Source organism: Kribbella hippodromi, from assembly GCF_039531045.1.
Taxonomy (GTDB): Bacteria; Actinomycetota; Actinomycetes; order Propionibacteriales; family Kribbellaceae; genus Kribbella; species Kribbella hippodromi.
Genome location: NZ_BAAAPH010000035.1, coordinates 22,640 through 47,547, shown reverse-complemented (window position 1 = coordinate 47,547; position 24,908 = coordinate 22,640). Strand labels below are relative to the sequence as shown.

The window sequence follows — 24,908 nt, the reverse complement described above, 5'->3', positions numbered from 1 at the left end:
GTCCGCACCTGCCGCACCCGCTCTCGTACTGGGGTGATGGGGCCGGTGGTCAGGCTGGCTCAGGCAGTGGGGCTGGTTTAGGGGGGCGCCAGGGGAGTAGGAGGGCGCTGAGGGTGCAGCAGATGGCTGCTGTCCAGAGGGCGCCGCGGGTGCCGAAGGTGGTTGCCAGTACGCCGCCTAGTGCCATGAAGGCGGGTTGTACGCAGCGGGAGCTGATGGACCAGGAGCCGAGGACGCGGGCCATGTAGCCGTCTTCGGTGACCTCCATGCGGTACGTCGCGAACGACGGGTTGAACGCGCCGGCGCCGACCAGCAACGCAGTCTCCGCCGCGGTGAGGACCACGAAGCCGGCCATGCCATGCGGCGCCAGCGGAAACAGCAGGAGCCACGGCGCCCGCGCCACGCCGAACACCAGCAGCATCCACCGCAGCCCGTACCGCTTGGTCAACCGTGGTGCCATCCGCGCACCGACCACCCCGCCGATGCAGGAGACGCCGAGCATCACCCCATAGCTCCACGGTTTCAGCCCAAGATCGCGCAGCATGAAGACCGCGAGCAACGGCGACGTCATCATCACCGGTCCGCCGAACAGTTGCGAGTTCCAGAACAGTACGCGCAGCCCGCGGTGCCGCAGGATGTACCGCCAGCCCGCGGTGATGTCCGCCCTACCCTCGCGCTTCACCGGCTCCGGCTCGGGCGCCTGGATGCGCCGGATGCCCAGCGCCGAGCCGAGGAACGAGACCGCGTCAACCGCCAGCGTGACGGTCGCGCCGACCAGACTGACCAGCGCGCCACCAACCGCAGGCCCGACGCTCAGCGAAACCCAGTTCGTCTGCTCGAACCGGCTGTTCGCCTCCGCCCGCCCCGCAGCCGGCACCAGCGCCTTGAGATGCGCACCGCTGGCCGCCTGGAACGCGATCGTCCCGGCTGCCTGAAGCACCCCGGCAACACACAAGTGCGCGTACGTGAGTACGCCGAACGCCCCCGCGATCGGAACCGTGATCAGCGCACCGAACCGGACCAAATCCGCCGCGATCATCACCGGCCGTTTCCGGCGCTGCTCGATGAAGTCCCCCATCGGCAACCCGAGCGCCGCACCCGCCACCGCCGACAACGCCGCCAGCATCGACACCTGCAAGGTGCTCGAATCGAGCACCAAGACCGCGATCAGCGGCAACGCACCAAGCCCCACCGCCGATCCGACCGCACTGACCGTGAACGCAACCCACAACCGCCGAAAGTCCGGCCCCAAAGACATCCCGCGATCGTAGGCCCGAGCACGGACAGATTCAGCACAGATTCAGACCACCATCGAGCAGGATGACCTCACCCGTCAGATAGCGGTTGTGGATAACTGCCGCGACCCTCGGCCCCGCGTCGCTACTGTGGGAGATCTATCACTGTCCGGCCAGCTGCCGTGACCGTGACCGTCCACTCCGACAGGTCCGGCCGCCCCGCGTTCTCCCACCGCGCGTGAGCCTGCTCCGCCTCGGCCCAGAGATCACGCGGGCCGATCATGCTCACCGTTCCTTCGTTGACCTGCGCCCAGGACCCATCGGGAGCGTTGAGATTGATGGTCTCGTCCTGGCTCCACCACCACACGTCGATGCTCTGCCTCCAGAAGTACAGGCGGAAAGCCTCGTCCTGAAAGACGGCCGATGAGAGGCCGGTTTCGCGCCCGTCCATCAGGTCGGCCCGGGCTTGGTGCTCCTCAAGGGTCAGCTCCGGAAGCTGGTACCCGACGTCCGCGAAGTCGGCCACCTTGCGAGCGCTCATGAAGTACCCGCGAGGTGGCATCAGCTTGCCGGTGGCGGTCGTTCCGTCCGCGTCTACGGTGAGCTTGACCCACGCGCCAACGTCGGTGTTCGACGGTGGCCGCAGATCGGCGAGGATGATCCCGCCCGGCTTGCTCCATCGAATCCAGTCGTACGGCACGTGATCGACAGCATGAGTCGCAAGTACCCGGTCATGGTGCCGTCCGGCCGGGTTCGTCGCCGGGTGGTACCCGAGGCTGTCCAGTCGCTCCAGCGCTTCTCGGAGGAGATCTGGGTCGATCTCGACGGTAGTCACCGCATCGTCGCCGAGAAGGTGGCAAAGGATCGCAGCGTTGTACCCGGTGCCGGTACCGCTTTCCAAGATCGACATACCCGGCTCGACGCCCAACTCCTCGATCATGTCGGCCATCACGGACGGCATCGAGGAGGACGAACTCCACACGTAGCTGTCCGGCTGACCCTCGACCGGCTTCGTCTGGGTCATCAGCGGCTGATCGGAATAGACGGCATCAAGGTATCCGGAGTCGGTCTGATCCACCGTGCCGTCCGTGACCGCGAACCCGTCGGTGTTCAGCTCGATCCGCAGGAAGCCCGGAACGAAGACATGCCGGGGTACTTCACTGAATGCCGCATGGAGACGCGGGTCTGTCAGATGCCCCTTTTTCTCGACTTCGGCAACCATTTCGCCGACCTGGCGTTGCCAGGCTTCCGGCGCGACGCCGTCGGTTGTCATCTGATCTCCAGAAGGTCTGCCAGCGCCGCCGTCATCGGCAGCCCGGTCTCAAGTTCGAGCCAGTGCCACTGCCCAGCTGTGTTGCACTCGTACCAAACCCACGAACCGTCGTGCACGATGCCGAAGTCAAATGCTCCGAACAGCAACCCGAATCTATCGAGGTAACGGTGACAAGCCTCCACGACCTGGCACGGCGTATCGATCACGGCGTAGGTCACCTGGTCGTAGTCCCGGCGCCAGTCCAGGTGCGGCGACTGGACCCGCACGCTGAATACCTGATCCCCGACGACGGTCGTTCGAACATCTGCCACCTTGCCTACTCGCGCTTGGAACAGGTGCAGAGCCAGCGAAACGGAATCGTCCAGCTCGTCCGGCTGAACCTCGTCAGCCCACACCATCAAGGCATTGCCATCGGGTTTCGTCAGGTTCGTGTTCTGCAACGGCTTGTAGATGATCGGGCCGTGCTCCTTGGCAAACAGGCGCGTCTCATCCGGACTGTTGGTGATGAGCGTTGCCGGTACGGAGAAGCCGACCTCACTCGCGACCGCGAGTTGCGTCGGCTTGAACTCCGCTTCGATGGCCCGCCAAGGGTGATTGACCCACCGGCCGCGGATGTTCGCCAAGATTCCGCCCATGCCGTGCTTGGCCTGCTCTTTGGCGAACTGTCCGTCCTGCGCAGCCATACTCGCCGGAGCGACGTACGAGGACGGGCGTCGGTAGTAAACCGACCGGATTGCCGCGAGGTCGATGGTGCGGGAGTCGGTTCGAAGGTAGCCGCCCGGAGCGTCGCCACCGAAACGAGCTGAGACTTCCAGTCCGCCGGCGAGGACATCGGCCGGATCGCACCTGACGACAGGCGCACCACGACTGTTGAGTTCGGCTATGACCACGTCCGAGGTGGGATCGTCCGCGCACGTCAGGACGAGGATCGGCCTGTCCTTGTTCATCAGTCCGGCACGTATTCAACGATCTTCGTGTCGTCCGGCGGGCTGGGCCTGCTCCCGTCGCCTCCTCCGGTCGGCAGACTCTTGAACTGGGCGCGCGAGGTCCCATGCTTGGGCGGCCCCGCCTGGACGGGTTGGCCGGTTGGGTCGCGATAGACAGCAAGCTGCGTCTCGGGATCTACCGTGACGGTCGTCGGGAGCAGGTCTCCCTCTTCCAGCGATTGGGCGTAGCCGCAGGCTCGGCGTACGCCCCATGGACGAACAGGAGCAGTGGTCGTCATCGGGTCACGTCCTTTCGGTTGTGGTTGTTACCCGTCTCCCCGGCGCCGGATCTCAGCCCGGAAGTCCGTCTCCCCCTCAGCAGAGCTTTGACTTTCTGTAGTCGATGATGCTGGCTGCGTGACGGTCGAGCCATCTCACGATGGGATACCGCTTTGGTTGAGCCCCGCCGATGGCGCCACATTCAGCCCGAGATGGACCGTTACGATGCCAATACAGTGAGCGACGGGTTGGGCGATGGAAGACTCCGAAGTGGGACTGATCAAGCTGCCCGCCAGTTTCTGGCGATCGGTCGCAGTCGGGCATGCCTTGGCATCCCGGGACATGAGCTCGCTGCTTCGTGAGGCGAACCAGCGAGGCGTCAGCCAGACCCGACTTGGCGAAGCAGTCGGCCTGAGTCAGGGACGGATCAGCGAGACGCTTCGTGGAAGACGCCGGATCACCCGGCTTGAAGTTATTGAGAGAATCGCATCAGGACTGAACATGCCTCCCGAGGCAAGAGTCCTGGTTGGTCTCGCGGCAAGCACCACAGCACTGAGCCCAACGCCAGCCGACCCACTCCGCCAGGGCCAGCAGGAGATCGACGACATGAACCGCCGTGAACTCCTCCGTTTGCTCGCGGTGGCTGGTGCCACCCTGGCGGTGCCTCCAGCCGGCGCGTCCGTCGATTGGGACCGCGCCACCGAGCCGATCAAGGGCTCTGTCGCGGGAAAGGCCGCGTTGGCCGAGCTGTCCGATCTCAACACACATCTCTGGCAGCTCTACACGAGCGCTTCATCGAAGAGTGCGGCGTACCCTCTTGTCAGAAATCAGCTGTCCGTCCTGATGGACAATCTTGGCAAGGTGAAGCGACCTGACGAGCGGCGCGGACTTGCCCGACTCGTCGCCGACCTGTTCCAGCTTGCGGGTGAGATCTCGTTCGACGCGAGCAAGTACACCGACGCGGCGCAGTGCTACACCTTGTCCGCTACGGCGAGCAAGGAAGCTGACGATTTCGATCTCTGGGCCTGCGCCATGACCCGGCACGCGTTCCTTGGCCTGTACGGCCACGAGTACGGCAGGGCGCTACCCATGCTCCAGATAGCCGGCAGCCTCGCTCGAAACGGCAGCAGAAGCCTCTGTACGCGTTACTGGGTGAGCTGTGTCGAGGCACAGGCACTGGCAGGGCTCGGCGATATCGCAGGGTTCGAGCGCGCAATGGGGTACGCCGAGGGAGTCCACGAACTGTCCGCGCCTCACAACAACGGCGGCTGGCTCCGGTTCGATGGATCACGCATCGCCGAAGAACGCGGCACAAGTTACGTGTCCCTGAAGCTTCCCGATCGAGCGAAAGCAACTCTGACCGCAGCGCTTCAGACCGCGCTGTCTGCGAGGCGGCGAGGATGTGTGCTGTCCGACCTGGCCATGACCGGTGCCCAGCGCGGCGATGCTGAGCAGGTCGTGAGTTACGGAAACGCTGCACTCGAAATGGCCCAGCGGACAAGGTCCGGAGTGGTCGCGCAGAAGCTTCGGACGCTTCAGCCACAATTGGCGTCCTTCGCTGCGGTCCGGGAGGTGCGCCACCTCAACGCCGAGATCTCCGCGCTTGCCAACCTCTGAACGACAACCCCTGAGGAGAACCCACAGTGACGCTTGAGCCCGGCCGAATCTTCCGCGACGCCTGGATTGCAGGAGTCAAGAAACACTTCCCCGGCGAGCCCAAAGCGAGCTATGTCACCCCTTGGGAGGACACCCCTGAGTGGGAGCGCAGCAGCGCGGCGAGTGTCTGTACACAGGTTGCCGAATTCGTCGAGGTCAGCGCCGGCAACACCTCGAAGCTGACGCGCGAGCAAAAGGGTCGCTTCGTGGCCCTGTGCTGGATCGCTCAGATCTACAAGCACATCCCCGACCCGAAACCCGCGTACGTCGCCGATTGGCAGGAACTGCCCGACTGGCAACGCGAGACCGACGCCGACATCTTCGAGGCGATCGAGGCGGCGGGAGCCTCGGCCGTCCGCTAACGTCTGTCCGGCCCCAAAGACCTCTCGCGATCGTAGGCCCAGATTCAGCGCAGATTCAGACCACCATCGAGCAGGATGACCTCGCCCGTCAGGTAGCGGTTGTGGATAACTGCTGAGATCAAGTCGGCTACGTCCGCGGGCTGGGCGGCGCGGCGCATTGGGCTTGTGGTTTTCCACAGGTGCTGGGCTTCCGTCCACGATGCCGTCAGCGGTGTGTCGACCAGGCCGGGGGCGACCGCGTTGACTCGGACGTCCGGCCCGAGTGCGGCCGCCAGCAACTTGGTCACGTGATTCAGGGCAGCCTTCGACGCGGCGTACGCGACTGAGCTGCCCTTCGGCCGGACGCCCGCGTGACTCGTCACGTTGACGATGCATCCGCCGGACTCGCGCAGTGCGGGAAGGGCCGCCGTACACAGCAGCCACGGCGCGATCAGGTTGACGTCGAGCAACTGCCGCCAGTCCGCGGCGGTGAGTGCATCGAGCTCCGCATGCGGTACGGGCCAGCTGATGCCCGCGTTGTTCACCAGCACATCCAGACGCCCGTGCTCGGCCAGCACGTGCGGTACCAACTGCTGAGCCGCCGCGTCATCGGACAGATCAGCCTGGTGATACGACCCACCAAGCTCCAAAGCCAATGCCTCGCCCTCGGCCCGGCTGGTCCGTGAGTGCACTGCGACGGTCATCCCATCCGCCGCCAACCGCCGTACCGTCGCCGCGCCGATTCCGGACGCGGAACCGGTCACCAAAGCAACCTTCGTCATCAGGCTCGGTACCGAAGCCCGTCCATCAGCAGGTCGAGCAGGCGACCAGCCTGTTCGCGGTCGTCCGCCGCCGCGCCACCGACTCCGCTGATGCTGACCAGCAGGTCACTTGCCGAGATGTCCGAGCGGATCTGACCGGCCGCCGCGCCGGCGTCCAGCAGCGGTTGCACCGCACCGACCAGCAACTCGAAGCTCTGTGCGTACGGGTTCGCGCCCGACGCGAAGACCGCGCGCAACGCGTCGGCCATGCCGCGCTTCCGGGTCATGTAGTCGATGAACCGGTCCATCCACACCCGCAGCGCCTGATCCGGCGGCAGCTCGGCCCGCAACTCCACCGAGGCATCGCAGACGGCGGCGAGTTCGTTCCGGTACGCGGCCTCGATCAGCAACTCGCGCGTCGGGAAGTGCCGGTAGAGCGTGCCGATCCCGACCCCGGCGTCCTTCGCGATCCCCTCCAGCGTCGCCTCCAGGCCGCACTTGGTGAACGCACGGCCGGCCGCGGCCACGATCTGGTCGCGATTGCGCTGCGCGTCCGCCCGCAACGGACGCTCGCCGGTACTCGTCATGTCCCCTCCTCGCGGACCAACCTAGCGGACCGCTTGATAACCGGAGGACCCTCCGCTTAACTGGGATTACCGGAGGCTCCTCCGGTTCAAGTCTAGGTCGGAGAACAGGACAGATCCTGATGAGCAGAATCACCACACCGTTCGGCTTCGAGTCCACCGCCGCCGAGGTGATCGCGGGCGTCGACCTCAGCGGGCGCCGCGCGATCGTCACCGGCGGTGCGTCCGGTATCGGCGTCGAGACCGCCCGCGCCCTCGCCGTGGCCGGCGCCGAGGTGACGCTGGCGGTCCGGAACACGGCGGCCGGCGAACGGGTCGCCGGTCAGCTGATCGAGAGCACCGGCAACAACCACGTCTTCGTCGCCCCGATCGAGCTGGCCGATCGCGCCTCGGTCCGTGCGTTCGCGGCCAACTGGACCGGCCCGCTGCACATCCTGGTGAACAACGCCGGCGTGATGGCCGAGCCGCTGACCCGTACGCCGGAGGGCTGGGAGCACCAGTTCGCGACCAACCACCTCGGCCACTTCGGCCTCACGCTCGGTCTGTACGACGCGCTCGCCGCCGCCGGTGACGCCCGCGTGGTTTCGGTCAGCTCGAGTGCGCATCTGCGCTCGGACGTGCATTTCGACGACGTCCATTTCGACGTACGCCCGTACGATCCCTGGGCCGCGTACGGACAGTCGAAAACGGCGAACGTGCTGTTCGCCGTGGAGGCGGCGAAGCGCTGGGCGAGTGCCGGCATCGTGGTCAACGCGCTGATGCCCGGCGGCATCCGGACCGCGCTGCAGCGGCACGTCGAGAACAACCTGACGCCGGCCATGCAGAAGCTGTTCGATGAAGCCACCTGGAAGACCGTCGAGCAGGGCGCGGCGACCTCGGTACTGCTCGCCGCGTCCCCGCTGACCGCCGGCGTGACGGGCAAGTACTTCGAGGACAACAACGAGGCGGAGGCGCCGGTCGAGGGGCGGAACGGCGGCGTCGCGCCGTACGCGCTGGATCCGGAGTCGGCCACTCGGTTGTGGGAACTGTCCGAGCGGCTGGTCGCGCAGGTTTGATCAGGTCAGCGGCTCGGCTACGGTTCCGTCGGCCGGGCCGGTAACCTGACCGACCGTGAGTGACTTCAGCATTCGGACCATCTCGGCCGACGAGCATGCCGCGTACATCGCGGCGCAGCCGGCGGCGAGCTTCCTGCAGACGCCCGGCTGGGCCGCGGTGAAGAGTGAGTGGAAGGCGGAGTCACTCGGCTGGTACGACCCGGCGAACCCGGCCGAGCTGGTCGGTGCAGGTCTGGTCCTGTACCGGCAGATGCCGAAGGTGAAGCGCTACCTGGCGTACCTGCCGGAGGGCCCGGTGATCGACTGGGACGCGATCGATCTCGGCCGCTACCTGCGCCCGCTGGCCGGGCACCTGGTCGAGGCCGGCGCGTTCGGGATCCGGATGGGTCCGCCGGTGGCGACCCGGCGCTGGACCGCGAAGACGATCAAGGACGCGATCGCCGGCGGGCAGCAGCCGCGGCTCGGCGACGTCCGGCCGGACGTGATCGAGCCGACCGGCGCCACCGTCGCGGACCAGCTGCGCAAACTCGGCTGGAAGCCGCCGCGGATCGCCGAGGGGTTCGCGGCCGGGCAGCCGCAGTACGTCTTCCAGGTCCCGCTGGCCGGCCGCAGCCAGGACGACCTGCTCAAGGGCATGAACCAGCTCTGGCGGCGGAACATCAAGAAGGCCGACAAGGCCGGTGTCGAGGTTAGCCAGGGCGGCCCGGAGGACATCAAGGCCTTCCACCAGCTGTACGTCGAGACCGCGCAGCGCGACCACTTCACGCCGCGGCCGCTGCCGTACTTCGAGAAGATGTACGCCGCGATGGCCAACCAGCCGGCCGGCTGTTGTGACTTCCGGATCTACAACGCCCATCACGAGGGCGACCTGGTCGCGTCGACGATCTGGGTCCGGGTCGGCGGTCACTCCTGGTACTCCTACGGTGCCAGCTCGACCGCCAAGCGGGACGTCCGCGGATCGAACGCGATCCAGTGGCGGATGATGTCGGACGCGCTCGCGGCGGGTGCGTCCGTGTACGACCTACGGGGCATCACCGACACCTTGGACCCGAACGACCCGCATGTCGGGTTGATCCAGTTCAAGACCGGTACCGGCGGCGAGGCCGTCGAGTACGTCGGTGAGTGGGATCTGCCGTTGAACAAGGCGCTGTACACCGCATTCGACCTCTACATGAGACGGCGTTGACACCATGCCCCTAGTCCTGCACGTCGATTCCGATCGCTGGCGTGAGCACCTCCGTTCCACGTGGAACGCCGACGTCGTCCCGGTCGCCAAGGGCAACGGGTACGGGTTCGGCAATCACCGGTTGCTGGCCGAGGCCCGCGCGCTCGGCGCCCGGACGGTCGCGGTCGGCACCTATTTCGAGGTACCGACGGAGCCGCGCGAGGACATCGTCGTCCTGTCGCCGTGGCGGCCGTTCCTGGAGATCCCGCAGAGCCGGAACGTGATCCACACGGTCAGCCGGCTGGCCGACCTGGTCTCGATCCCGGCCGGCAGCCGGGTGCTGATCGAGGTGATGACGTCGATGCGCCGGCACGGGATCGGCGCCCGCGAGCTGCGGCACACGATGCTCCTGAACGCACTGGACCGGATCCGCTTCGAGGGCTGGTCGCTGCACTTCCCGATGGGCGCGGGCGGTACGTCGGCGAACCTGCGGGAAGCGCAGCAGCTGGCCAAGGCGGCGCTGGACGTACGCAAGAGCACGCTCTGGGTGTCGCACGTACCGGCACAGAAGCTGGCCGACATCGGCGACGACGTGAAGCTCCGGATGGGTACCGGGCTCTGGCTCGGCGACCGTGGTGCGCTGACGGTGCGCGCGACCGTACTGGACGTGCACTCGGTCCGGCGCGGCGAGCGGGTCGGCTACCGGCAGCGCCGGGTGAGCGGCGACGGGCACATCCTGATCGTGTCCGGCGGTACCGCGCACGGCGTCGGCCTGGAGGCCCCGACCGCGGCCGCGACCGTCCGGCAGCGCGCGATCGCGATGGCCAAGGGCAGCCTGGACGCGGCCGGCATGGCGCTGTCGCCGTTCACCATCGAGGGCAAGCAGCGCTGGTTCGCCGAGCCGCCGCACATGCAGGCGAGCATGCTGTTCCTGCCGTCCGCGGTGGCGCCGCCGGCGGTCGGCGACGAGATCGACCTGGACGTCCGCTACACCACGACCAACTTCGACAAGGTGTCGATGGACTAGTGCCGGTACTGGCTCGTGGCTGTTGACTTCAGGTGGACCTGAAGTTTCACCGTAGAGTCATGAGCTTCCTGGAACGGATCGAAGAACAACCCGGTGCGGCGGAATTACGCGCGGCGTCGTACCGGCTGCTGGCGCTGAAACGCGGCGCGACCTGCGTGGATGTCGGCTGCGGCGCGGGGCACGCGGCCGCGGAGCTGGCCCGGAAGGGCCTCAAGGTCACCGGGATCGACGCGGACCCGGAGGCGGTCGAGGCGGCACGGAGCCGCGCGCCCGGGGCAATGTTTCACGTGGCACACTCCGACGAGCTGCCGATCGAGGACGAGTCGATGGACGGGTACCGCGCGATGCGGCTGTTCCATCTGCTCGATGATCCGGCGCCGACGGTGGCCGAAGCACGGCGCGTACTGCGGCCGGGCGGGCGGATCGTGGTCGGCGGGCAGGACTACGGGTTCCTGATGCTCGACGGTACGGATCAGGACCTGACCGATGTCGTGCTGCTCGGACTGGAGTCGCGTACGGCGGCGCCGCGGGCTGCACGTGGTCTTCGAGCCTTGCTGATCGACAAGGGGTTCCGGGAGGTGGAGGTTGCCGTACACACCGATGTCGTCACTGACCATCGGCAGATGGCGCCGCAGCTCGCAGCGGCTGCTGCGGCGGCGGTCGAGAAGGCGCTGATCACGCAGGCGGATGCCGACAGCTGGCTTGCCGATCAGGCACGCCGAGGTCGTCGGGATCGCTTTTTGGCGGCGATCCCGACGATTTTGGTCGCGGCCAACGCTTAGCTCGGCCTGGCGCTTGGCCTAGCGCTTGAGTGGGCCCTGCCAGCGGACGGTCGGGAGGAGGGCGGCCGGGTCGACGCGGTCCTTGTTGGCCGACACGATGTCGAACATCGACTCGATCAGCGTCTCGGACAGCAGATGCGGCTGCAGACCCAGACCGACCAGGCCGGTGTGCTTGACGTTGTAGTAGTGCTCGGCCTGCTCGATCCGTGGGTTCTCCAGGTGCTCGACCTGAACCGGCCCGGCGAACGACTCCGCCACCAGCGCGGCGAGCTGAGACACCGAATAGCTCTCGGTCATCTGGTTGAACACGCGGAACTCACCAGCATCAGCAGGGTTTTCCACAGCCAGCCGGATGCATTCGACGGTGTCCCGGATGTCCAGGAAGCCACGGGTCTGGCCACCGGCCCCGTACACAGTCAGCGGTTCGCCGAGTACCGCCTGGATGACAAAGCGGTTCAGCACCGTACCGAACACGGCGTCGTAGTCGAACCGGGTCGCCAGCCGCGCATCGCGTACGGTCTGGTCGGTCTGCTGCCCGTACACGACGCCCTGGTTGAGATCGGTGACCCGCATCCCCCAGATCCGGCAGCCGAACTCCAGGTTGTGCGAGTCGTGCACCTTGCTCAGGTGGTAGAACGAGCCGGGCTTCTTCGGGTACAGCATCCGGTCCTTGCGGCCGTTGTGCTCGACCTCCAGCCAGCCTTCCTCGATGTCGATGTTCGGCGTGCCGTACTCACCCATCGTGCCGAGCTTGACCAGGTGGATGTCCGGGTTGGTCTCGGCGATCGCGTACATCAGGTTCAGCGTGCCGACCACGTTGTTGTGCTGCGTGTACACAGCGTGTTCGCGGTCGATCATCGAGTACGGTGCGGCGCGCTGCTCGGCGAAATGCACGATCGCGTCCGGCGCGAACTCGCGCAGTACCCGGTAGACGAAGTCCGCGTCCAGCAGATCCCCGGTGTACGCCGGGATCTTCCGGCCGGACACCTCTTCCCAGGCGGCCACCCGGGTCTCGAGGTCCTCGATCGGGACCAGGCTCTGGACCCCGAGCTCACGGTCGTAGCCGCGCCGGGCCAGGTTGTCGAGCACGGCCGTGTCGTGGCCGCGGTCGGACAAATGCAGGGCTGTTGGCCACCCTAGGTAACCGTCACCGCCCAGAACGAGTACTCGCACGGCTCGGCCGCCTTCCAATCGGTGGACGTCGTCACAGTCCTTCCTATCCCGTGTACCCGTCGCAGTAACGTGACCAGGCACACCTATTCGCTGGCAATCGACTGAGAATTTCCGCCGGGCTGCCGGTCGCGCGCGCGAAGGTGCACAATGGGCGGCGATGCCCCTACTCGACAAACTCTGGCCCACGAGGGTCCGGCTGTCCCGTGCCCGCCTGCTGCTCTGGGCGAGGTACTCGGCGTCCTCCGTGGTCGCCACCGCGGTGAGTCAGGTCGCGTTCGCTCTCTGTTACTGGTTCGGGTCCCCGGCGCTGGTCGCCACTCTGGTCGCGTGGATCGCCGGCGCGGTGCCGAACTACGTACTGAACCGTCGCTGGACCTGGGGCCGCAGCGGGCAGAAGTTGCCGTACACAATCATCGTGATCGGCTCCGCGGTCACCGCCGCGCTGGTCACGTCGCTGACCGACCACCTGGTCCAGCCGCTCGAATCACACGCCTGGAAGACGATTCTGGTCAGCGGTTCCTACCTGGCCACGTACGCGGTGCTGTTCATCGTGAAGTTCTGGCTGTTCGATCGGCTGGTGTTCGCCAAGCCCTCGCCCGCTGCTTCCGGCGACGCGGCCGAAGCACGTACTCCCGCAACCACGTAGTCGTCATCACCCGCCCGTAGTTCGCGCCGTACACCAGGCCCGGGCCCTTCTTGCTGGTGCCGTCGCCGCGGCGGCGCATCGTCATCGGGAGCTCGACCACCCGCGCGCCGATCGCCAGCGCACCGACCAGGAGCTCCGACGACTGGTACTGCGGCTCGCGCAGCGTCACCGCGGTCGCCAGCTCGGCGCGCATCGCCCGGAAGCCGAACGAGGTGTCGGTGAGTTTGCGCCGGGTCAGGATCGAGGCGATGACGGCGAACACCCGGACGCCGATCCAGCGCAGGCGGCTGTCCGCATCCTCCGCACCGAGCCGCCGCGATCCGGTGACGAAGTCGGCCCGATCTGTGAGGATCGGCTCCAGGAGTACCTCGAGCTCGGCGTTGTCGTACTGGCCGTCGGCATCCGTTGTGACGACGTACTCGGCTCCGCCTTGTGCGGCAAGGTGATACCCGAGCCGGAGCGCCGCGCCCTGACCACGGTTGCTGGGGGCAACACATACGTACGCCCCGTGCTGACGGGCGATGTCCGCGGTGTCGTCGGTTGCGCCGTCTACTACGACCAGGACGTCCACGGGCATGCCTGCGCAAGTACGGGGCATGTTGGTGAGTACTGGTCCGATTCCGCCGGCCTCGTTGTATGCCGCGATCACTACGACGATCGGCGCGAAGTCCGGCGTACCGAAGTCCTGCACTGCTTTGCTGTCCACGTCATCTGGGTAGTCAGCCATCGCAGGTCGTGCCTGGTCCTTGCCAAGTATCGCTCTTAGGCCAATGGCACCAGCTAGTGGGAAGAACACCAGCCCGGGCAGTTGGTAGCGCCAGGAGAACTCGAACGCTGCTGAGCCGAGCAGCAGGATCAGACCGGCCGCAGCGGGTAGCAGCGCGGCTGAGCGGAGTCTCGAGGTCTTGGCGCGTCCCAGCCCTGCTACAGCAGCTAGTGCGATCAGCACGCACAGACCGAGGTACGTGCCGGAGGTGTAGCCGCCGTGGAGCTGGTAGGCGCGCAGAATGACCGCAGGCACGTGGGCGACGTGCGGCTCGGACCCTCCCCATTTCACTGCTGCTTTGGCCGTGTTGGGGTCACTGAGGTTCGGGTAGACCGTCTGGAACTGCCAGCGGCTCAGTGGTACGTCATCTGGCGAACTGGTCCGAGCAGGCGCGAACCCCTTCGCGAAGTCCTTCAACGCCGCCCAAGTCACATCGAGCGGTTGATGCGTGATCACCAGGTGCGCGAACTCAGTAGCCAGCTGGCGCTTCGTCGTACCCGGTGGGAGCGGGCCGGGCCAGTTCGGGTCGCCGTAGTGGTTGTGCGCGTACTTGTCGACGCCCAGCCGCTGGCCGAGCGGTTCCTTCGGACAGAAGAGCCGCGTGCCCTCGTTGAGTGGGAGCTTTGCACAGTTGGCGACCGTCGCGGTACGCCCGTACAGGATCTGGTTCTCGGCGCCGGTGAAACCCCATCGGCCGGTTTCGGCGCGGTAGTAGCCGGCGTACGCGGCGAAGACGATGCCGAAGCCCGCGATCGCGGCGACCGTGCGGCGTACGACGGCCATCCGCCGCTTGCGCCATGCGTTGCCGACGACAACCAAGTAGATGACTACTGCGATGAGTAGGACCATGCCGATCGCCCGTACCGCGAACGCTGATCCGACCAGCAGGCCGACCACGCCCGCGCGGCGCCAGCCCGGCACGCCCTTCGCGAGCAGCAGCCAGAGGATCGCTACCAGGATCACGTCGAAGGTGGTCTCGGCCATGATGTTCTGCTCGATTTGCACTTGGTACGCGTCGAGGAGGAGCGGGGCGGCGGCTACGGCGGCGAGCCAGCGGTAGACGGTGAGGCGGCGGGCGAGCGCGTAGATCGCGACGCCGAGAAACAGTCCGACCAGGTGCTGCACGATCACGACCAGCGGAAGTCCGCCGATCCAGACAAGTGGGCCGAGCACGAAGTCGTACCCGATCGGGTTGAGCTGATCCGGGCTCAACTTGCCCATGTTGCTGAGGTACTGGACGGAGTCGGTGTAGATGATCGCCGGCCAGTAGGCGACGGTGGCGAGCGTACGCAGCAACAGACCCGCCACCAGGAAGATGCCGAGCAACCAGTGCTTTCTCACCACCCCTCCAGCCCTGAGCGAAGCGAGGGGTGCTTTTGCCTTCACTGGTTCCTGAAGTACTGCCACGTTCGAGCGAGACCATCCTCCAGCGAAACAGTCGGCTGGTACCCAAGGTCGTTGGTGACGTCAACGACCACGGCCGGCATCTCCCCCGCCGGCGCCGCGATGTGCTCCGCCGGTACCGCACAGCCGGTCACGTTCCGTACCGCGTCGATCATCTCCAGCACCGACACCGACCGGCCGGACCCGAGGATCGCCCGCCCGTCGTACTTGCTGTCGAGCGCGAGCAGGATCCCGTTCACCACATCATCGATGTACACGAGATCGCGCCGCTGCGTACCGTCCCCGTACACCTTGACGCCCGTCCCACCCAGCGCCGCGCGCATCATCCGCGGCACGAAACTGTCCTTGTGCGACATCCCCGGCCCGTACACATTGGTGAACCGGAGCGCGGCGGTCGCCATCCCGTAGCTCCCCGAGTACGCGGAGAGCAGCATCTCACCGGCCGCTTTCGTCGCCCCGTACGGCGTCAACGGCCGCAACGGAAGGTCCGCGGTGATCGTCGACGTCCCCACGTCCCCGACCACCGCGTTGGTCGACGCGAGCACGAACCGATCCACCCCACTACCCCGCGACAACTCCAGCAACACCTGCGTAATCGTCACGTTCTCCGCGAACGTCCGCATCGGCGCATCCACCGACCGCAACACCGAAGTCAACGCCGCCAAATGCACCACCGCATCAGGCCGAGTCTCAAACGCCGCCACACAGGTCTCCTGCTCCGCAAGATCCCCCCTCACCACCAGCACCCCGTCATCCCACGAGGCATCCGGCGCCTCCCGATCCACCGCCGTAACCAACACCCCCCGCCCCCGCAAGGCCCCCACCAAGGCCCGCCCCACAAACCCAGCAGCCCCCGTCACCAACACCCGACCATCCATACCCTCAACCTACCCGCGCCTCACCCACCGATCTACGGCCCCTTGACCGGCACCGCCTCCCCCGGATACAACGCACCCCACAACCAAACCAGGAACTCGTCATCGGTTTCCCAGTCGTCGTAGTCGGTGGCGGTGTCCAGAGCCTCCGGATGCAGACCTTCGCGGTCTCCTTGGACGAGACGGACAAGTTCCTGCCTGAAGACCGCCACAATCTGTGCGATATACCTGTGCAGAGATCGTCTTGATTTCGTATCGCCTGGACTCGGCGCTCCCGCCGAACACGACCTTGATGCTGCCGCCCTCGAAGGTCGGAATCGGTTCGACCTGAGGTTGTGGCAGAAGGGTGAGATCGCTGCCGGAGTCTCTCGCCTGCAGCCATTGCTTCCGTGGCTTCTTCGATTCCGGCCAGTCTTTCAACGCAAAATCCGAACAATAGACATAAGCAGCCGCGAAGGCGGTCGCATCATGGATTCTGGTGGAGTCCCGACCACAGGTAGTGGTCCTTGTCGGGCTTCAGGCCATCGATCCCACCGGATCTCTGCTGCGGGTCGGTCTGTGCCGGATCCTCATTGAAGGCGACACGGCGTACGTACAACTCGTCGGTACCCATCGCGCCATGGCGAATGTGACCGTGCCTGTCGCCTTGGTCGATCGAGGCGTACACGCTCTGGACCGGCATTCTGTTCGTCGACTGCGCGCCGATCGTCTGTTGTGCCGCCCCCGTGGACCGACCGCTCAGCTTCCGACTCAGGCGGTCGAGAGTGAGAGGCGTGCTCTGACCGGCAGTATCCCGTACCTGAACCGCCCTGTGATCCGCTGCGTCATCGTCCGGAAGGGCTGTGGAATCCTCGACCCTTCCTGCTGGCGGCTGGTCCGGGACCTCTGAGTCCCTTGGATTTGTCGTCTCCTCGCCGACCGGCTCGGCGTCCGATTCTGGTCGAAGCCACCGACTACCTGCCGTCTCCGCTTCGGGCTGCTCGAAGGGAAGCACGTCCGAATCCGTCGGCCTCAGAGCGGCGATGTCGTCGCCAACGATCATGACCTGCGGCTCGACCCTCGGGACGTCGGCAGCGGGCTGTTCGGAGGCATGTTCTCCGGCCTGCGACAGGTAGCGCAGGCCGGCCGCGCTGTCATCCTGACGCATGGCTGCGCGCAAGTCCGACTGGGACGCCTGCCGCTCCGGAGAGCGTGCGCCTGCCTGAGCCTGCGCGTTACCGGCCGGACCGACCGAGGAGTTCGACAGCGTGTCTGACGAGGATTGCGTCGGGAGTGTCGGCCAATCGTGCGAGGTACTGGTCCTGGCTCTCGCCGTCGCGATGTGACAGAGCGTCCACCATCTCCACGACCGGCTCCGGCACGCCGAGATCTCTGAGCTGCGTCAGCGTGCACGAGCCGTCGGCGACGGAGTCGTGCAGCAGAGCAGCCATCACTTGGTCTTCACTCGCGCCGTTCTCCCGCGCAATCGACGCCACACCACGCACACGATTCACATACCGGCGCCCGCTCTTGCCGACCTGCTCGCTGTGCATCGCTGCGGCCAGCTTGTCGACTTTTGAGGCGGTGTCCACCCGTCCCGTGAGGTACGAATACGCCTGCGCCCATCGCGCGAACAACTCCTCCAACCGCGGATGGACAGCCGCAAGTGGAACGAAATGCTCAACCGTCTCGGCATAGTACGAACGCTGCTTCGCGACCCGCGGGTGCGTGTGCAACCGCTGCACATTGCTGTACCGATCCGACAGCTTCAATGTCAGGACGTCACGAGACGCCATCGCGAGATGCGCAAGATAGACGGCCCTTACGGAGTCTTTTGATTCGCCGTTCCGTACTTCAGGAATGGTGACCGCGGCAACCAACTCCGCCGTTCGCCTTCCGAACCGCCTCTCCACGTCGGCCGCGGTCCCGTCAGTGTCCTCCACCACGTCGTGCAGCACACCCGCCCGCAGCAGGTCGACGTCCGTCACTTCAAGAGCCACTGTCAGCACTTGCAGCACCTGCAACAAGTGCTGCCAGTACGGCTCTCCAGCTGGACGGGTCTGCCCCTCGTGCCAGACCTTCGCGGCTTCAAACGCGGTCTGCAACTCGCCGACGACGTCTTGTCGGAGCCACCCGAGCAGCTCGGTCTCGGCAGCCTTCCAGTTCTCCCATCCGGCGAAAACACGCGACTGGCCCGGACTAGTCATCGAGCTGCTGACTCAAGTACTCGTCCCAGGTCGGCAAATCGAACGGCAGTGGTTGATCAGCTCGGATCTCGCGCATCTCGAACTGCCCGGCGATACCACGGCGGCGCAGTTCAGCACCCGCGTCCCTGATCACTTCACGAGCGGCGCCGGCATCCGCATAGCGGCGTGCGTCGACAATGAACGCTGCCTTGAGGTCGCCGTCAACCTGCACATACCCAAGGCCGACCCACAGGTTGTCAGGCTCATCCATGCCATCTTCTCCTTGTTTCGTTCTGATCCAGCGCGGCTGCCTCCGCCTGCATACGGCGAACCTTCTCCTGTTCCGCCTGAGCCGGGCGGATGTAGGGTTTGTAGACAGTGTTGTGCTCGAGGTCGGACGCAATCGAGGATCGCCAGGTGCACAGCTGCAGTTCGAACGTGTACGGCCTGCGGTCAACCTCGACCGCAACGATGAGAGGGACGGTGCGGTACGACGGATTGTGCGCTTTCGGGCTGGCGTACATGTTCTCCAGCTCCAGGATCCGTCCACCGTCCCCCACTCCAAACCGGTCCTTGATGTCGGACAGCAGTTGCTCGAGCCGCTCCGTGTCCGACACAGTGATCCGCGCTCCGACAGCATCGATCACATCCCCCACCTGATACTCGGGTCGCGCCTCGCGCTCGCCGGCTCCCCCAGCCATGCGTGCGACCTTGTCGTGCAGGCCGTCGGCGTCTTTGGCTCGGATACTCCTGATGCCTTCGACGCCCCTCGACAGGGCACCGACCTCGAGCCACACCTGCGGCATCACATCGTCCGACAATCGGCGGGCGTAGTCCGATACGAGCTCGCGTTCGTCGTCCGATGGCTGCGGGCCGACCACTCGCGCCGGCTCACTCGCCTTGCAGTCGGCGACATACGCCGCCTTACGAGACCGGCCGTCGTCATGATTATTCAGCTCATACGGCACCGGCCTGAAGAGTGGACCACGGCCAGGATGTTCCGCGCGGAACTCCTCGAGACCCTGACTTTCGAGCGTTCGCTCGTCCGCAAGCTCACGGAGGGTTGCGATCGCGGTCGAACGCCGCTCGGGGTCACGCAGGCGTTCCACCACGTCGAGTGGGTGGTCCTTGTCGTCGACGAGCCGGGTGACCACACCTGCGACGTCGGGATGACGTTCATTCAGTGCCTCGCGCACTTCCCGGATTGCCACCGCACGATCGTCGGCCCCTACGTCGGTCGTTGCTTGAGCAGCGCCTGTACCGCCGCTGTCCACATCGACGGGCCGGGCAGCTGCCCTTTCGGAGTCTGGCTCCTCTCTTGGTTTCTGCACTGCCTCATCAGGAGGTGGTGTCTGCGAGCGAGAATCAGCCGGCCGCTCGACAGGTACGGCGATGGCTTCGGTTTCCGGCTCCCGATGCGATAGGGACGCTGGGATCGGGCGAGCCTCGGTTGGCGACCGAGGCTCAGCGGCTTCCACACGATCCAGCTTGGGCATGTACTGCAGGCGCGCAGTCGTGTCGTCAGAGTCAGCCGGTGTCGCACGTTCTTTGTCTGGCGCCGGTTCGCTTAGTTCAAGTGGAGCTTGAGTTTCCGGCTTGGCAGGCTCGTCCTGGTGCCGCGGAGTCAGTTCGGTCATGCGGTGCCGGCTGTCAGGTTGGCGGAGTCGGTGGTGGCGGCCAGGTGGAAAGTGAAGTGGTGCCAGTCGGACGGAACGTGGAGGAAGGATGCGGCGTCGATCAGTCGGTCCGACTGGCTGGGGCCTGTCGAGAGTTGGTCGATTGCGTTGGCGAGGTGCCCACCTCCCCAGAGCATGGGGCCGGCTGGGAGTCGCCGGCCAGGGCGAGCGAGGTAGCTCTCCAGTTGTGCGCTGATTGAGTGGCCGGTGAGGTCGAGGCCGCGAGCGCGCCAGGTTGCTGTCAGCGGATGCGGCTGGTCCTGTGGACCATCCCATTGGTGCAGCTCTTGGGCCACATCAGCGAAGCGGTAGCGGCCGGCTTGCCACTGTGGCTCGGTTTCGGCAGTACACATTCCCGCTCGCCCTGGCTGCAGGATGGCGGCCAGATGAGCGGCCAGTGAAGCTGGTTCGTAGTCGTTGCGGATCAGGTCCGCCCGGCCGGCGACAGCTCGGGTGATGGCCTCGGCAACGACACACTCCCTGAGGCGGTCGGGTAGCTCAGGTGAGAGCACCGACCGGCTGATCGGCACCGGGCGTCGCAAACCTGCAACATGAGCAACCGTCAGCAGCTCAACCCAAACTGTGAGCTTGGGGTTCTCGTCCAGCAGCCCGATTGCGGTCGCGATTTCGCGGATTGTGCATGGTCTGAGGTGGCAGCTCGGGCCGCAGGCGGGGGTGCGTCGCCTGGTGGTCGCGACTGTGGGTGGTGAAGCGGCGCGGCGTTCGTGGGACTGGTTGTAAGGGACTTGGAGGCGGATGGGGTGGTCCATGCCGTCGGTGAAGGTGGCGGCTTGGCCGGGTGGGAAGGTGACGGTGGCTCGGGATTGGGGGGTGTCGAGGTTCATGGTGGCGCCGACGGTTTCGCGGTCGTCGGCGGCGGGGAGGCGGTGCAGGATCTTGAGGGCGGAGTTCTTGACCACGTCGGGGATGATCTTGGCGGGGATCTGTTCGGCGACGACGATGCCTTCGCCATAGGCGCGGATTTCGGCGAGCAGGCCGGCGAACATCTCGACCGCGTGGCCGGCGGTGCCGTCGGTGGTTGCCTTGAGCAAGCGGTGGGCTTCCTCGACGACGGTGACGTGGCGCAGGCCGGTGGCGGGGGCGGCGGCGTGGCGGAGGCGGAGGTGTTCGATCAGGCGGATCAGGACGACGCCCATGCAGAAGGCTTTGTCCTGGTCGTCGCCGACGTCTTCGAGTTCCAGTACGACGTTGCGGCTGAGCAGGTCCGCGACGTCGAGCGGATGGCCGCCGCCGAGGAAGCGGCCGGGGGTGCCGAGGAGCAGTGAGGTCAGCCGTACGTCCACGAACCCGCGTACGTCGGCGGCCAGCTCCGCGCCGTACCCGATGTCGTCGACGACCGCGCGGGCGGTCTTCTGGAGGTCGGCGAGGGTTGGGTACTCGGTGGCGCCCTGGCTGAGGGCGAGGTCCCAGCCGTACGAGGTGTAGCACCGGGTCAAGGCCTGGCTGAGTACCTGTGGAAAAGGTTCGTGTGCCTCGAAGGCGGCGAGGAAGAGCGCGCGGACCAGGTCCAGGTGGGTTTGCAGCGGGAAGCCGGCTTCGGGTTCGAGCGGGTTGAGGCTCAGGGGTACGGCGTCGGGGTCGCCCAGCCGGATCACCGCAACGGACGAGTCGGAGCCGAGGCGGCCGGCCATTGCGGCGTACTCGGCCTTCGCGGGCTCGATCACCAGCCAAGGTACGGATGCCGCCGTGAGGCCTTCGAGTAAGTGGCGGATCGTTTGTGACTTGCCGGAACCGGTGGCGCCGGCGACGAACGTGTGCCGGTTCAGCGTGTCGAGCGAGACGGTCATCGGGCCGACCGGGCGACCGGCGGCGTCGATGACCTCACCGAGCGGAATCCCGTCCGGCGGCGTCTCCGGCGTCAGGTCGAAACGCACCTGCTCGACCACGCGCACGCCGGGGATCTCCCGCACCGGAGGCCTCCCCACCGCCGCCAGCAAGTCCCCCACAGCCACAAAACCCGCCGCCCCAACCCCGGTCGCATCGAGCGCAGTCAACGTGTACGGCGTCGTGTGCAGGTCGGCGCTTCCGGCAAGGGTGCGAGCGGTCAGCCTGGCCATCTTCTCGGTTTCGGCGCCCACCGCGATCTGTACTGTCCACAGCCCGCCCTGGGCTGCCGCGAAGTCGCGGTACCGCGCACGATTGCGTTCCAGTTCAAGCGCTTCCCGCCCCGAAACCTTCTCGCGGTCCAACCCCATGGTCATCCGCAAATGCAGATCGTCCAGCAACTCGACCCGCTCGGTCCCACGCACCGGCACCGCCCGGACGACCCAGGCGAACGGCTCCAACGGCAGCGCCTCGACAAGATCCTCCAGCGTGCCAACCGGCTCCACATCCGCCTCAGGAAGCGCGCTCAGCACATCATGTACACCATCGACCCCCACCCACACCGGAAAGTCGGCCGCATCAGCCTCGACAACTCGTGTACCCAAAGGGCATTGCGCGACCCGTACCTCGACCGGCCCGCCGGCGACCGTACGCGTCCAGCAGCAACTGAACTCCTCCTCACCCGCCGCCTGCAACGCCAACGCCGGCAACAACCCGCGCCGCAGCGCCGCCAACCGCTGCGCCGCATCCGCGTCCGGTCCACCGGCCAGCGGCACCTCGACGATCCGCAGCCGCGGAATCACAGCGCACCCAACCGCGGATCGCAGTCCCCGAGCCGCGGACTGGCCGGATCCAGCGGATCGACCATGACGAACGCAGTCGGCGACAACCCCTGCAGTACGGTCGGTTCAACGGAGTACTCGTACGTACGCTGATACCCGATCGACGTACTTTCCGTGGTCCCGTCCGACACCGAGCTAGAAGTCGACTCCGACCAGGACGTGCCGCCTGTCGTACTGGACGAGTACTGCTCCCCGCTGCTCTTCGACCCGGATCGATGCCGCCGGCTGAACAACAAGCCGAACGTCGCCTGCCGGCTGTCTGAGGTCTGTACGCCAACCGAATCGCTCGTCGACGCACTGTTCCCCCGGGTCGTACTGTCCGAGCTGGACGTCGACGTGTTCGTCCCGTGCGAGTAGGTGAACTGACTCGCAACCAGCCGATGCTGCCGGCCGATGAACGTTGCCGCCTGCTCGGCCTCCTTCGCGTTGCCGAGCCGCATGAACAGGACAGCATCACCGCCGCCCAGCAGCTCCACCGCGCTGTCCCGCAGATGTGCGAACAGCAGCACGAGCCGCAGCCCGTTCCGGCGGCAGATGCTGTCGAACCGCTCGAGCTCCGGTCGCGCCAGCGCATCAGCACCGGCGATCAGTACGATCCGCTCGCCCCGCCCGGACAACTGCCCGCGCTGGATGCGAACCATCGTGATCTGGAACAGCACCTGCCTCAGCAGCGACGCCGTCAGCTCGGACTCGCGATGCGACAACTGAACAACCCGCAGCGAGATGTCAGCGTCGTCCATCACGGTGTCGCCGCTCACCGACGCCAACCGCTTCACTCCGGCGGCCAGCCGGAACAGCCGCGGCTCAGCCGACCGGCGGGCCGACTCGCTCAGCAGATCGGCCAGCGTCGCGTACTCCGCCCGCGACAACTCCCCGCGTTGCTCTGGCGTGAGCTGCCGCTGCAGCACCTGGAAGGCCAACTGCAGGCGCGCGAACGTGATCGGCCCGTCGGTCAGACACTCCGCGACCTGTTGCACCAGAGTCGCATCCACCCCACGCGACTCCGACTGCTCCGGCTCCGCCGCCCGCAGCCCCTCCGCGACGACAACCCCGATCTCCTCCGTGCTGAGGTCCGCGAGCAGGTTCAGGGACTTGCCCTCGTCCGGAACCAGTGATGCCCGAATCGGCGCACCGTGCTCCGCGGCGAGCCGATGCAGTGGCTCTGCGACCGAGTCCTGAGTCAGGTCCAGAACAGTCAGACGTCCGCCGGCACTCATCAGCGAGCTGCCCATCGCCAGTACGGCCGCACGCCACCCAGCGGGCGTACCGCCGTACAGGTCGACACGCTCCTTCGTCGCCGGGCCAACCGGAACCCACAGACGGGCAGAAGCGACTGCTGCCGCCTTGGACTGCTCCCGGGCGTTCAGCTGCTGCTCCCAGGCCTGCACGTCCTGTTCGAAGCCAGACATCGTGTCGATGCACTCCGCCAGCCAGCGCTGGTGCTCCGCAACAGCAGACCGTCGCAGCAGCTCCGGCCGTCCCCACCGCCACCAGGCGAGTCCTGCCGTCAGCACAGCAGGTACCAGCGCTACCAACGGCTGTACGACGATGCCGACAACAACTGTGACTACGACCCCAGCAGCCGTCGCCCAGACCAGAGCCGTACTAACCCGGGTTACGCTCGCCCGTTTGCGCTCAAGCGTGGCGAGACTCGATGGCGGCGGTACGGCTGGCACCGGTGGTTCGCCCTGCTCGACAACCACGACCTCCCGGCCGCGGTACTCCCAGCCCCATTGCTCAGTCTCACGAGTCGCGAGTCGCTCAGCCATGCCGTACACCGCTCAGCTTTTCGAGTACTACCCCGCGCGCCAGCTCCGCCAGGACAGCCTCTGCTTCGCTGATTGTTGTAGCGGCACGGTCGACGCCGGCGTCCCGCTCTGCGTCGTCAGCAGAGGTGAACCGCCGGTGGCACCCGGCGCAGTGTGTGGTTGACAGGTCGGACCAGGCGCCGCATGCAGTACAGCGACGGGCCTGCAGCAGCCGCTCCGCCTGTGCCAGCCGCTGGCGCTCCAGCAGAGCCCGCTGCCACCGCTGCTGAGACTGCGGCAGGTAGTCGACCAGCTGTTGGTCAGTGAGGCTCTTCCCACCGCTGGACAGCACGGCAGCGGTCAGGCGAGCAGTGGCATCTCTGTGTACGGAGGTGGCGCCGCCGATCGCTCCGACAGTCACGAGAAGTGGAAACCAGCCGAGCGTCTGCAGTCGCAGCGTGGCCTGACCACGGCGCCACTGCAGGGCGATGGACGAGGTGTCGGCCGAGTCCCGGACCCATCCGGCCGGCCGGACCGCTGCCTCGAACAGGGCGCGCTGCGGATCGTCCAGCGCGGCATGCGGCAGCAGGAGGTGCGTGTGCTGCCGGCGGACGAGCTTGGCCCTGTCCACAGCCACACTGCCCTCCAGAAACCGTCGGTTCGCCGGCCAGAACAAGCCGCGCA

General features: G+C 66.5%; 24 protein-coding genes. 7 read left to right on the top strand and 17 right to left on the bottom strand.

From position 1 onward, the window contains the following. Positions 1-49 precede the first annotated feature (49 nt). The 4 genes from ABD260_RS35435 to ABD260_RS37705 all read right to left on the bottom strand — a co-directional run bounded on the left by ABD260_RS35435 (position 50) and on the right by ABD260_RS37705 (position 3,733). Positions 50-1,258 carry an MFS transporter gene (locus ABD260_RS35435; RefSeq protein WP_344240992.1) on the bottom strand — a complete coding sequence of 403 codons (1,209 nt, stop codon included), beginning with the start codon at positions 1,256-1,258 and terminating at the stop codon, positions 50-52. A 122-nt stretch (positions 1,259-1,380) separates the two neighbouring features. After that, the gene (locus tag ABD260_RS35430; protein WP_344240990.1) at positions 1,381-2,508 is read right to left on the bottom strand and encodes a methyltransferase domain-containing protein; all 1,128 of its coding nucleotides are present in this window, start codon (positions 2,506-2,508) and stop codon (positions 1,381-1,383) included. Beyond that, positions 2,505-3,455, bottom strand: a complete 951-nt coding sequence (gene tgmB / locus ABD260_RS35425; RefSeq protein WP_344240988.1) for an ATP-grasp ribosomal peptide maturase — start codon at positions 3,453-3,455, stop codon at positions 2,505-2,507. Before tgmB ends, ABD260_RS35430 begins: the two co-directional genes overlap by 4 nt. Further along, a complete protein-coding gene (locus ABD260_RS37705; RefSeq protein ID WP_425553478.1) occupies positions 3,455-3,733 on the bottom strand; it encodes a putative ATP-grasp-modified RiPP in 279 nt (92 codons plus the stop codon). Before ABD260_RS37705 ends, tgmB begins: the two co-directional genes overlap by 1 nt. 235 nt (positions 3,734-3,968) lie before the next feature. On the opposite strand from ABD260_RS37705, the gene ABD260_RS35420 reads away from it, so the two are divergent. Both ABD260_RS35420 and ABD260_RS35415 read left to right on the top strand, forming a co-directional pair. Next, a complete protein-coding gene (locus tag ABD260_RS35420; RefSeq protein WP_344240986.1) occupies positions 3,969-5,330 on the top strand; it encodes a helix-turn-helix domain-containing protein in 1,362 nt (453 codons plus the stop codon). A 26-nt stretch (positions 5,331-5,356) separates the two neighbouring features. Next, entirely contained in the window at positions 5,357-5,731 is a 375-nt protein-coding gene (locus ABD260_RS35415; protein ID WP_344240984.1) for a hypothetical protein, read from the top strand. 44 nt (positions 5,732-5,775) lie between these two features. Here ABD260_RS35415 and ABD260_RS35410 read toward each other — a convergent pair whose 3' ends face one another. Then, positions 5,776-6,474 (bottom strand): SDR family NAD(P)-dependent oxidoreductase, encoded by a 699-nt coding sequence (locus ABD260_RS35410; protein WP_344240982.1) that lies wholly within the window; start codon positions 6,472-6,474, stop codon positions 5,776-5,778. A 17-nt stretch (positions 6,475-6,491) separates the two neighbouring features. After that, positions 6,492-7,058, bottom strand: coding sequence for a TetR/AcrR family transcriptional regulator (locus ABD260_RS35405; RefSeq protein ID WP_344240980.1), 567 nt, complete (start codon positions 7,056-7,058; stop codon positions 6,492-6,494). A gap of 119 nt (positions 7,059-7,177) precedes the next feature. Here ABD260_RS35405 and ABD260_RS35400 point away from each other — a divergent pair, with 119 nt between their 5' ends. From ABD260_RS35400 to ABD260_RS35385, 4 genes are read left to right on the top strand one after another with little or no spacing between them, the layout of a single operon-like run. After that, positions 7,178-8,110, top strand: coding sequence for an SDR family NAD(P)-dependent oxidoreductase (locus tag ABD260_RS35400; RefSeq protein WP_344240978.1), 933 nt, complete (start codon positions 7,178-7,180; stop codon positions 8,108-8,110). A gap of 55 nt (positions 8,111-8,165) precedes the next feature. Next, positions 8,166-9,296: a lipid II:glycine glycyltransferase FemX gene (locus ABD260_RS35395; RefSeq protein WP_344240976.1), complete on the top strand. Its 1,131-nt coding sequence runs from the start codon at positions 8,166-8,168 to the stop codon at positions 9,294-9,296. A gap of 4 nt (positions 9,297-9,300) precedes the next feature. Continuing rightward, positions 9,301-10,302, top strand: coding sequence for an alanine racemase (locus ABD260_RS35390; protein ID WP_344240974.1), 1,002 nt, complete (start codon positions 9,301-9,303; stop codon positions 10,300-10,302). A gap of 59 nt (positions 10,303-10,361) precedes the next feature. After that, positions 10,362-11,084: a methyltransferase domain-containing protein gene (locus ABD260_RS35385; RefSeq protein WP_344240972.1), complete on the top strand. Its 723-nt coding sequence runs from the start codon at positions 10,362-10,364 to the stop codon at positions 11,082-11,084. 18 nt (positions 11,085-11,102) lie between these two features. Here ABD260_RS35385 and ABD260_RS35380 read toward each other — a convergent pair whose 3' ends face one another. Then, positions 11,103-12,257 (bottom strand): NAD-dependent epimerase/dehydratase family protein, encoded by a 1,155-nt coding sequence (locus tag ABD260_RS35380; protein WP_344240970.1) that lies wholly within the window; start codon positions 12,255-12,257, stop codon positions 11,103-11,105. Between the two features lie 157 nt (positions 12,258-12,414). Between ABD260_RS35380 and ABD260_RS35375 the strand changes: the two genes are divergently transcribed. Further along, a complete protein-coding gene (locus ABD260_RS35375) occupies positions 12,415-12,903 on the top strand; it encodes a GtrA family protein (RefSeq protein ID WP_344240968.1) in 489 nt (162 codons plus the stop codon). Here ABD260_RS35375 and ABD260_RS35370 read toward each other — a convergent pair. The 10 genes from ABD260_RS35370 to ABD260_RS35325 all read right to left on the bottom strand — a co-directional run bounded on the left by ABD260_RS35370 (position 12,803) and on the right by ABD260_RS35325 (position 24,861). Then, positions 12,803-15,010, bottom strand: a complete 2,208-nt coding sequence (locus ABD260_RS35370) for a glycosyltransferase family 2 protein (RefSeq protein WP_344240966.1) — start codon at positions 15,008-15,010, stop codon at positions 12,803-12,805. The two genes, ABD260_RS35375 and ABD260_RS35370, sit on opposite strands and share 101 nt — an antisense overlap. Positions 15,011-15,051: 41 nt before the next feature. Then, on the bottom strand, positions 15,052-15,951 hold the full coding sequence (locus tag ABD260_RS35365; RefSeq protein ID WP_344240964.1) for an NAD-dependent epimerase/dehydratase family protein: 900 nt from the start codon (positions 15,949-15,951) through the stop codon (positions 15,052-15,054). Positions 15,952-15,983: 32 nt separating this feature from the next. After that, a complete protein-coding gene (locus ABD260_RS35360; RefSeq protein ID WP_344240962.1) occupies positions 15,984-16,160 on the bottom strand; it encodes a hypothetical protein in 177 nt (58 codons plus the stop codon). Positions 16,161-16,414: 254 nt separating this feature from the next. Beyond that, complete coding sequence (locus tag ABD260_RS35355; protein ID WP_344240960.1) at positions 16,415-16,990, bottom strand: hypothetical protein; 576 nt, start codon at positions 16,988-16,990, stop codon at positions 16,415-16,417. 172 nt (positions 16,991-17,162) lie between these two features. Then, positions 17,163-18,134 (bottom strand): HD domain-containing protein, encoded by a 972-nt coding sequence (locus ABD260_RS35350; protein ID WP_344240958.1) that lies wholly within the window; start codon positions 18,132-18,134, stop codon positions 17,163-17,165. Continuing rightward, the gene (locus ABD260_RS35345) at positions 18,127-18,384 is read right to left on the bottom strand and encodes a hypothetical protein (protein WP_344240956.1); all 258 of its coding nucleotides are present in this window, start codon (positions 18,382-18,384) and stop codon (positions 18,127-18,129) included. The genes ABD260_RS35350 and ABD260_RS35345 overlap by 8 nt, the downstream gene beginning before the upstream one ends. Beyond that, positions 18,377-19,324, bottom strand: a complete 948-nt coding sequence (locus ABD260_RS35340; RefSeq protein WP_344240954.1) for a hypothetical protein — start codon at positions 19,322-19,324, stop codon at positions 18,377-18,379. Before ABD260_RS35340 ends, ABD260_RS35345 begins: the two co-directional genes overlap by 8 nt. A 422-nt stretch (positions 19,325-19,746) precedes the next feature. Continuing rightward, entirely contained in the window at positions 19,747-22,437 is a 2,691-nt protein-coding gene (locus ABD260_RS35335; protein ID WP_344240952.1) for an ATP-binding protein, read from the bottom strand. Continuing rightward, on the bottom strand, positions 22,434-24,245 hold the full coding sequence (locus ABD260_RS35330) for a hypothetical protein (RefSeq protein ID WP_344240950.1): 1,812 nt from the start codon (positions 24,243-24,245) through the stop codon (positions 22,434-22,436). Before ABD260_RS35330 ends, ABD260_RS35335 begins: the two co-directional genes overlap by 4 nt. Continuing rightward, the gene (locus tag ABD260_RS35325; RefSeq protein WP_344240948.1) at positions 24,238-24,861 is read right to left on the bottom strand and encodes a hypothetical protein; all 624 of its coding nucleotides are present in this window, start codon (positions 24,859-24,861) and stop codon (positions 24,238-24,240) included. The genes ABD260_RS35330 and ABD260_RS35325 overlap by 8 nt, the downstream gene beginning before the upstream one ends. Positions 24,862-24,908: the final 47 nt, after the last annotated feature.

Coding starts and splice junctions, on each gene's coding strand:
- ABD260_RS35435 (WP_344240992.1), bottom strand. CDS start 1,258: ATGTCTTTGGGGCCGGACTTTCGGCGGTTGTGGGTTGCGTTCACGGTC.
- ABD260_RS35430 (WP_344240990.1), bottom strand. CDS start 2,508: ATGACAACCGACGGCGTCGCGCCGGAAGCCTGGCAACGCCAGGTCGGC.
- tgmB (WP_344240988.1), bottom strand. CDS start 3,455: ATGAACAAGGACAGGCCGATCCTCGTCCTGACGTGCGCGGACGATCCC.
- ABD260_RS37705 (WP_425553478.1), bottom strand. CDS start 3,733: ATGACGACCACTGCTCCTGTTCGTCCATGGGGCGTACGCCGAGCCTGC.
- ABD260_RS35420 (WP_344240986.1), top strand. CDS start 3,969: ATGGAAGACTCCGAAGTGGGACTGATCAAGCTGCCCGCCAGTTTCTGG.
- ABD260_RS35405 (WP_344240980.1), bottom strand. CDS start 7,058: ATGACGAGTACCGGCGAGCGTCCGTTGCGGGCGGACGCGCAGCGCAAT.
- ABD260_RS35400 (WP_344240978.1), top strand. CDS start 7,178: ATGAGCAGAATCACCACACCGTTCGGCTTCGAGTCCACCGCCGCCGAG.
- ABD260_RS35390 (WP_344240974.1), top strand. CDS start 9,301: ATGCCCCTAGTCCTGCACGTCGATTCCGATCGCTGGCGTGAGCACCTC.
- ABD260_RS35385 (WP_344240972.1), top strand. CDS start 10,362: ATGAGCTTCCTGGAACGGATCGAAGAACAACCCGGTGCGGCGGAATTA.
- ABD260_RS35375 (WP_344240968.1), top strand. CDS start 12,415: ATGCCCCTACTCGACAAACTCTGGCCCACGAGGGTCCGGCTGTCCCGT.
- ABD260_RS35365 (WP_344240964.1), bottom strand. CDS start 15,951: ATGGATGGTCGGGTGTTGGTGACGGGGGCTGCTGGGTTTGTGGGGCGG.
- ABD260_RS35355 (WP_344240960.1), bottom strand. CDS start 16,990: ATGATCGTTGGCGACGACATCGCCGCTCTGAGGCCGACGGATTCGGAC.
- ABD260_RS35350 (WP_344240958.1), bottom strand. CDS start 18,134: ATGACTAGTCCGGGCCAGTCGCGTGTTTTCGCCGGATGGGAGAACTGG.
- ABD260_RS35345 (WP_344240956.1), bottom strand. CDS start 18,384: ATGGATGAGCCTGACAACCTGTGGGTCGGCCTTGGGTATGTGCAGGTT.
- ABD260_RS35330 (WP_344240950.1), bottom strand. CDS start 24,245: ATGGCTGAGCGACTCGCGACTCGTGAGACTGAGCAATGGGGCTGGGAG.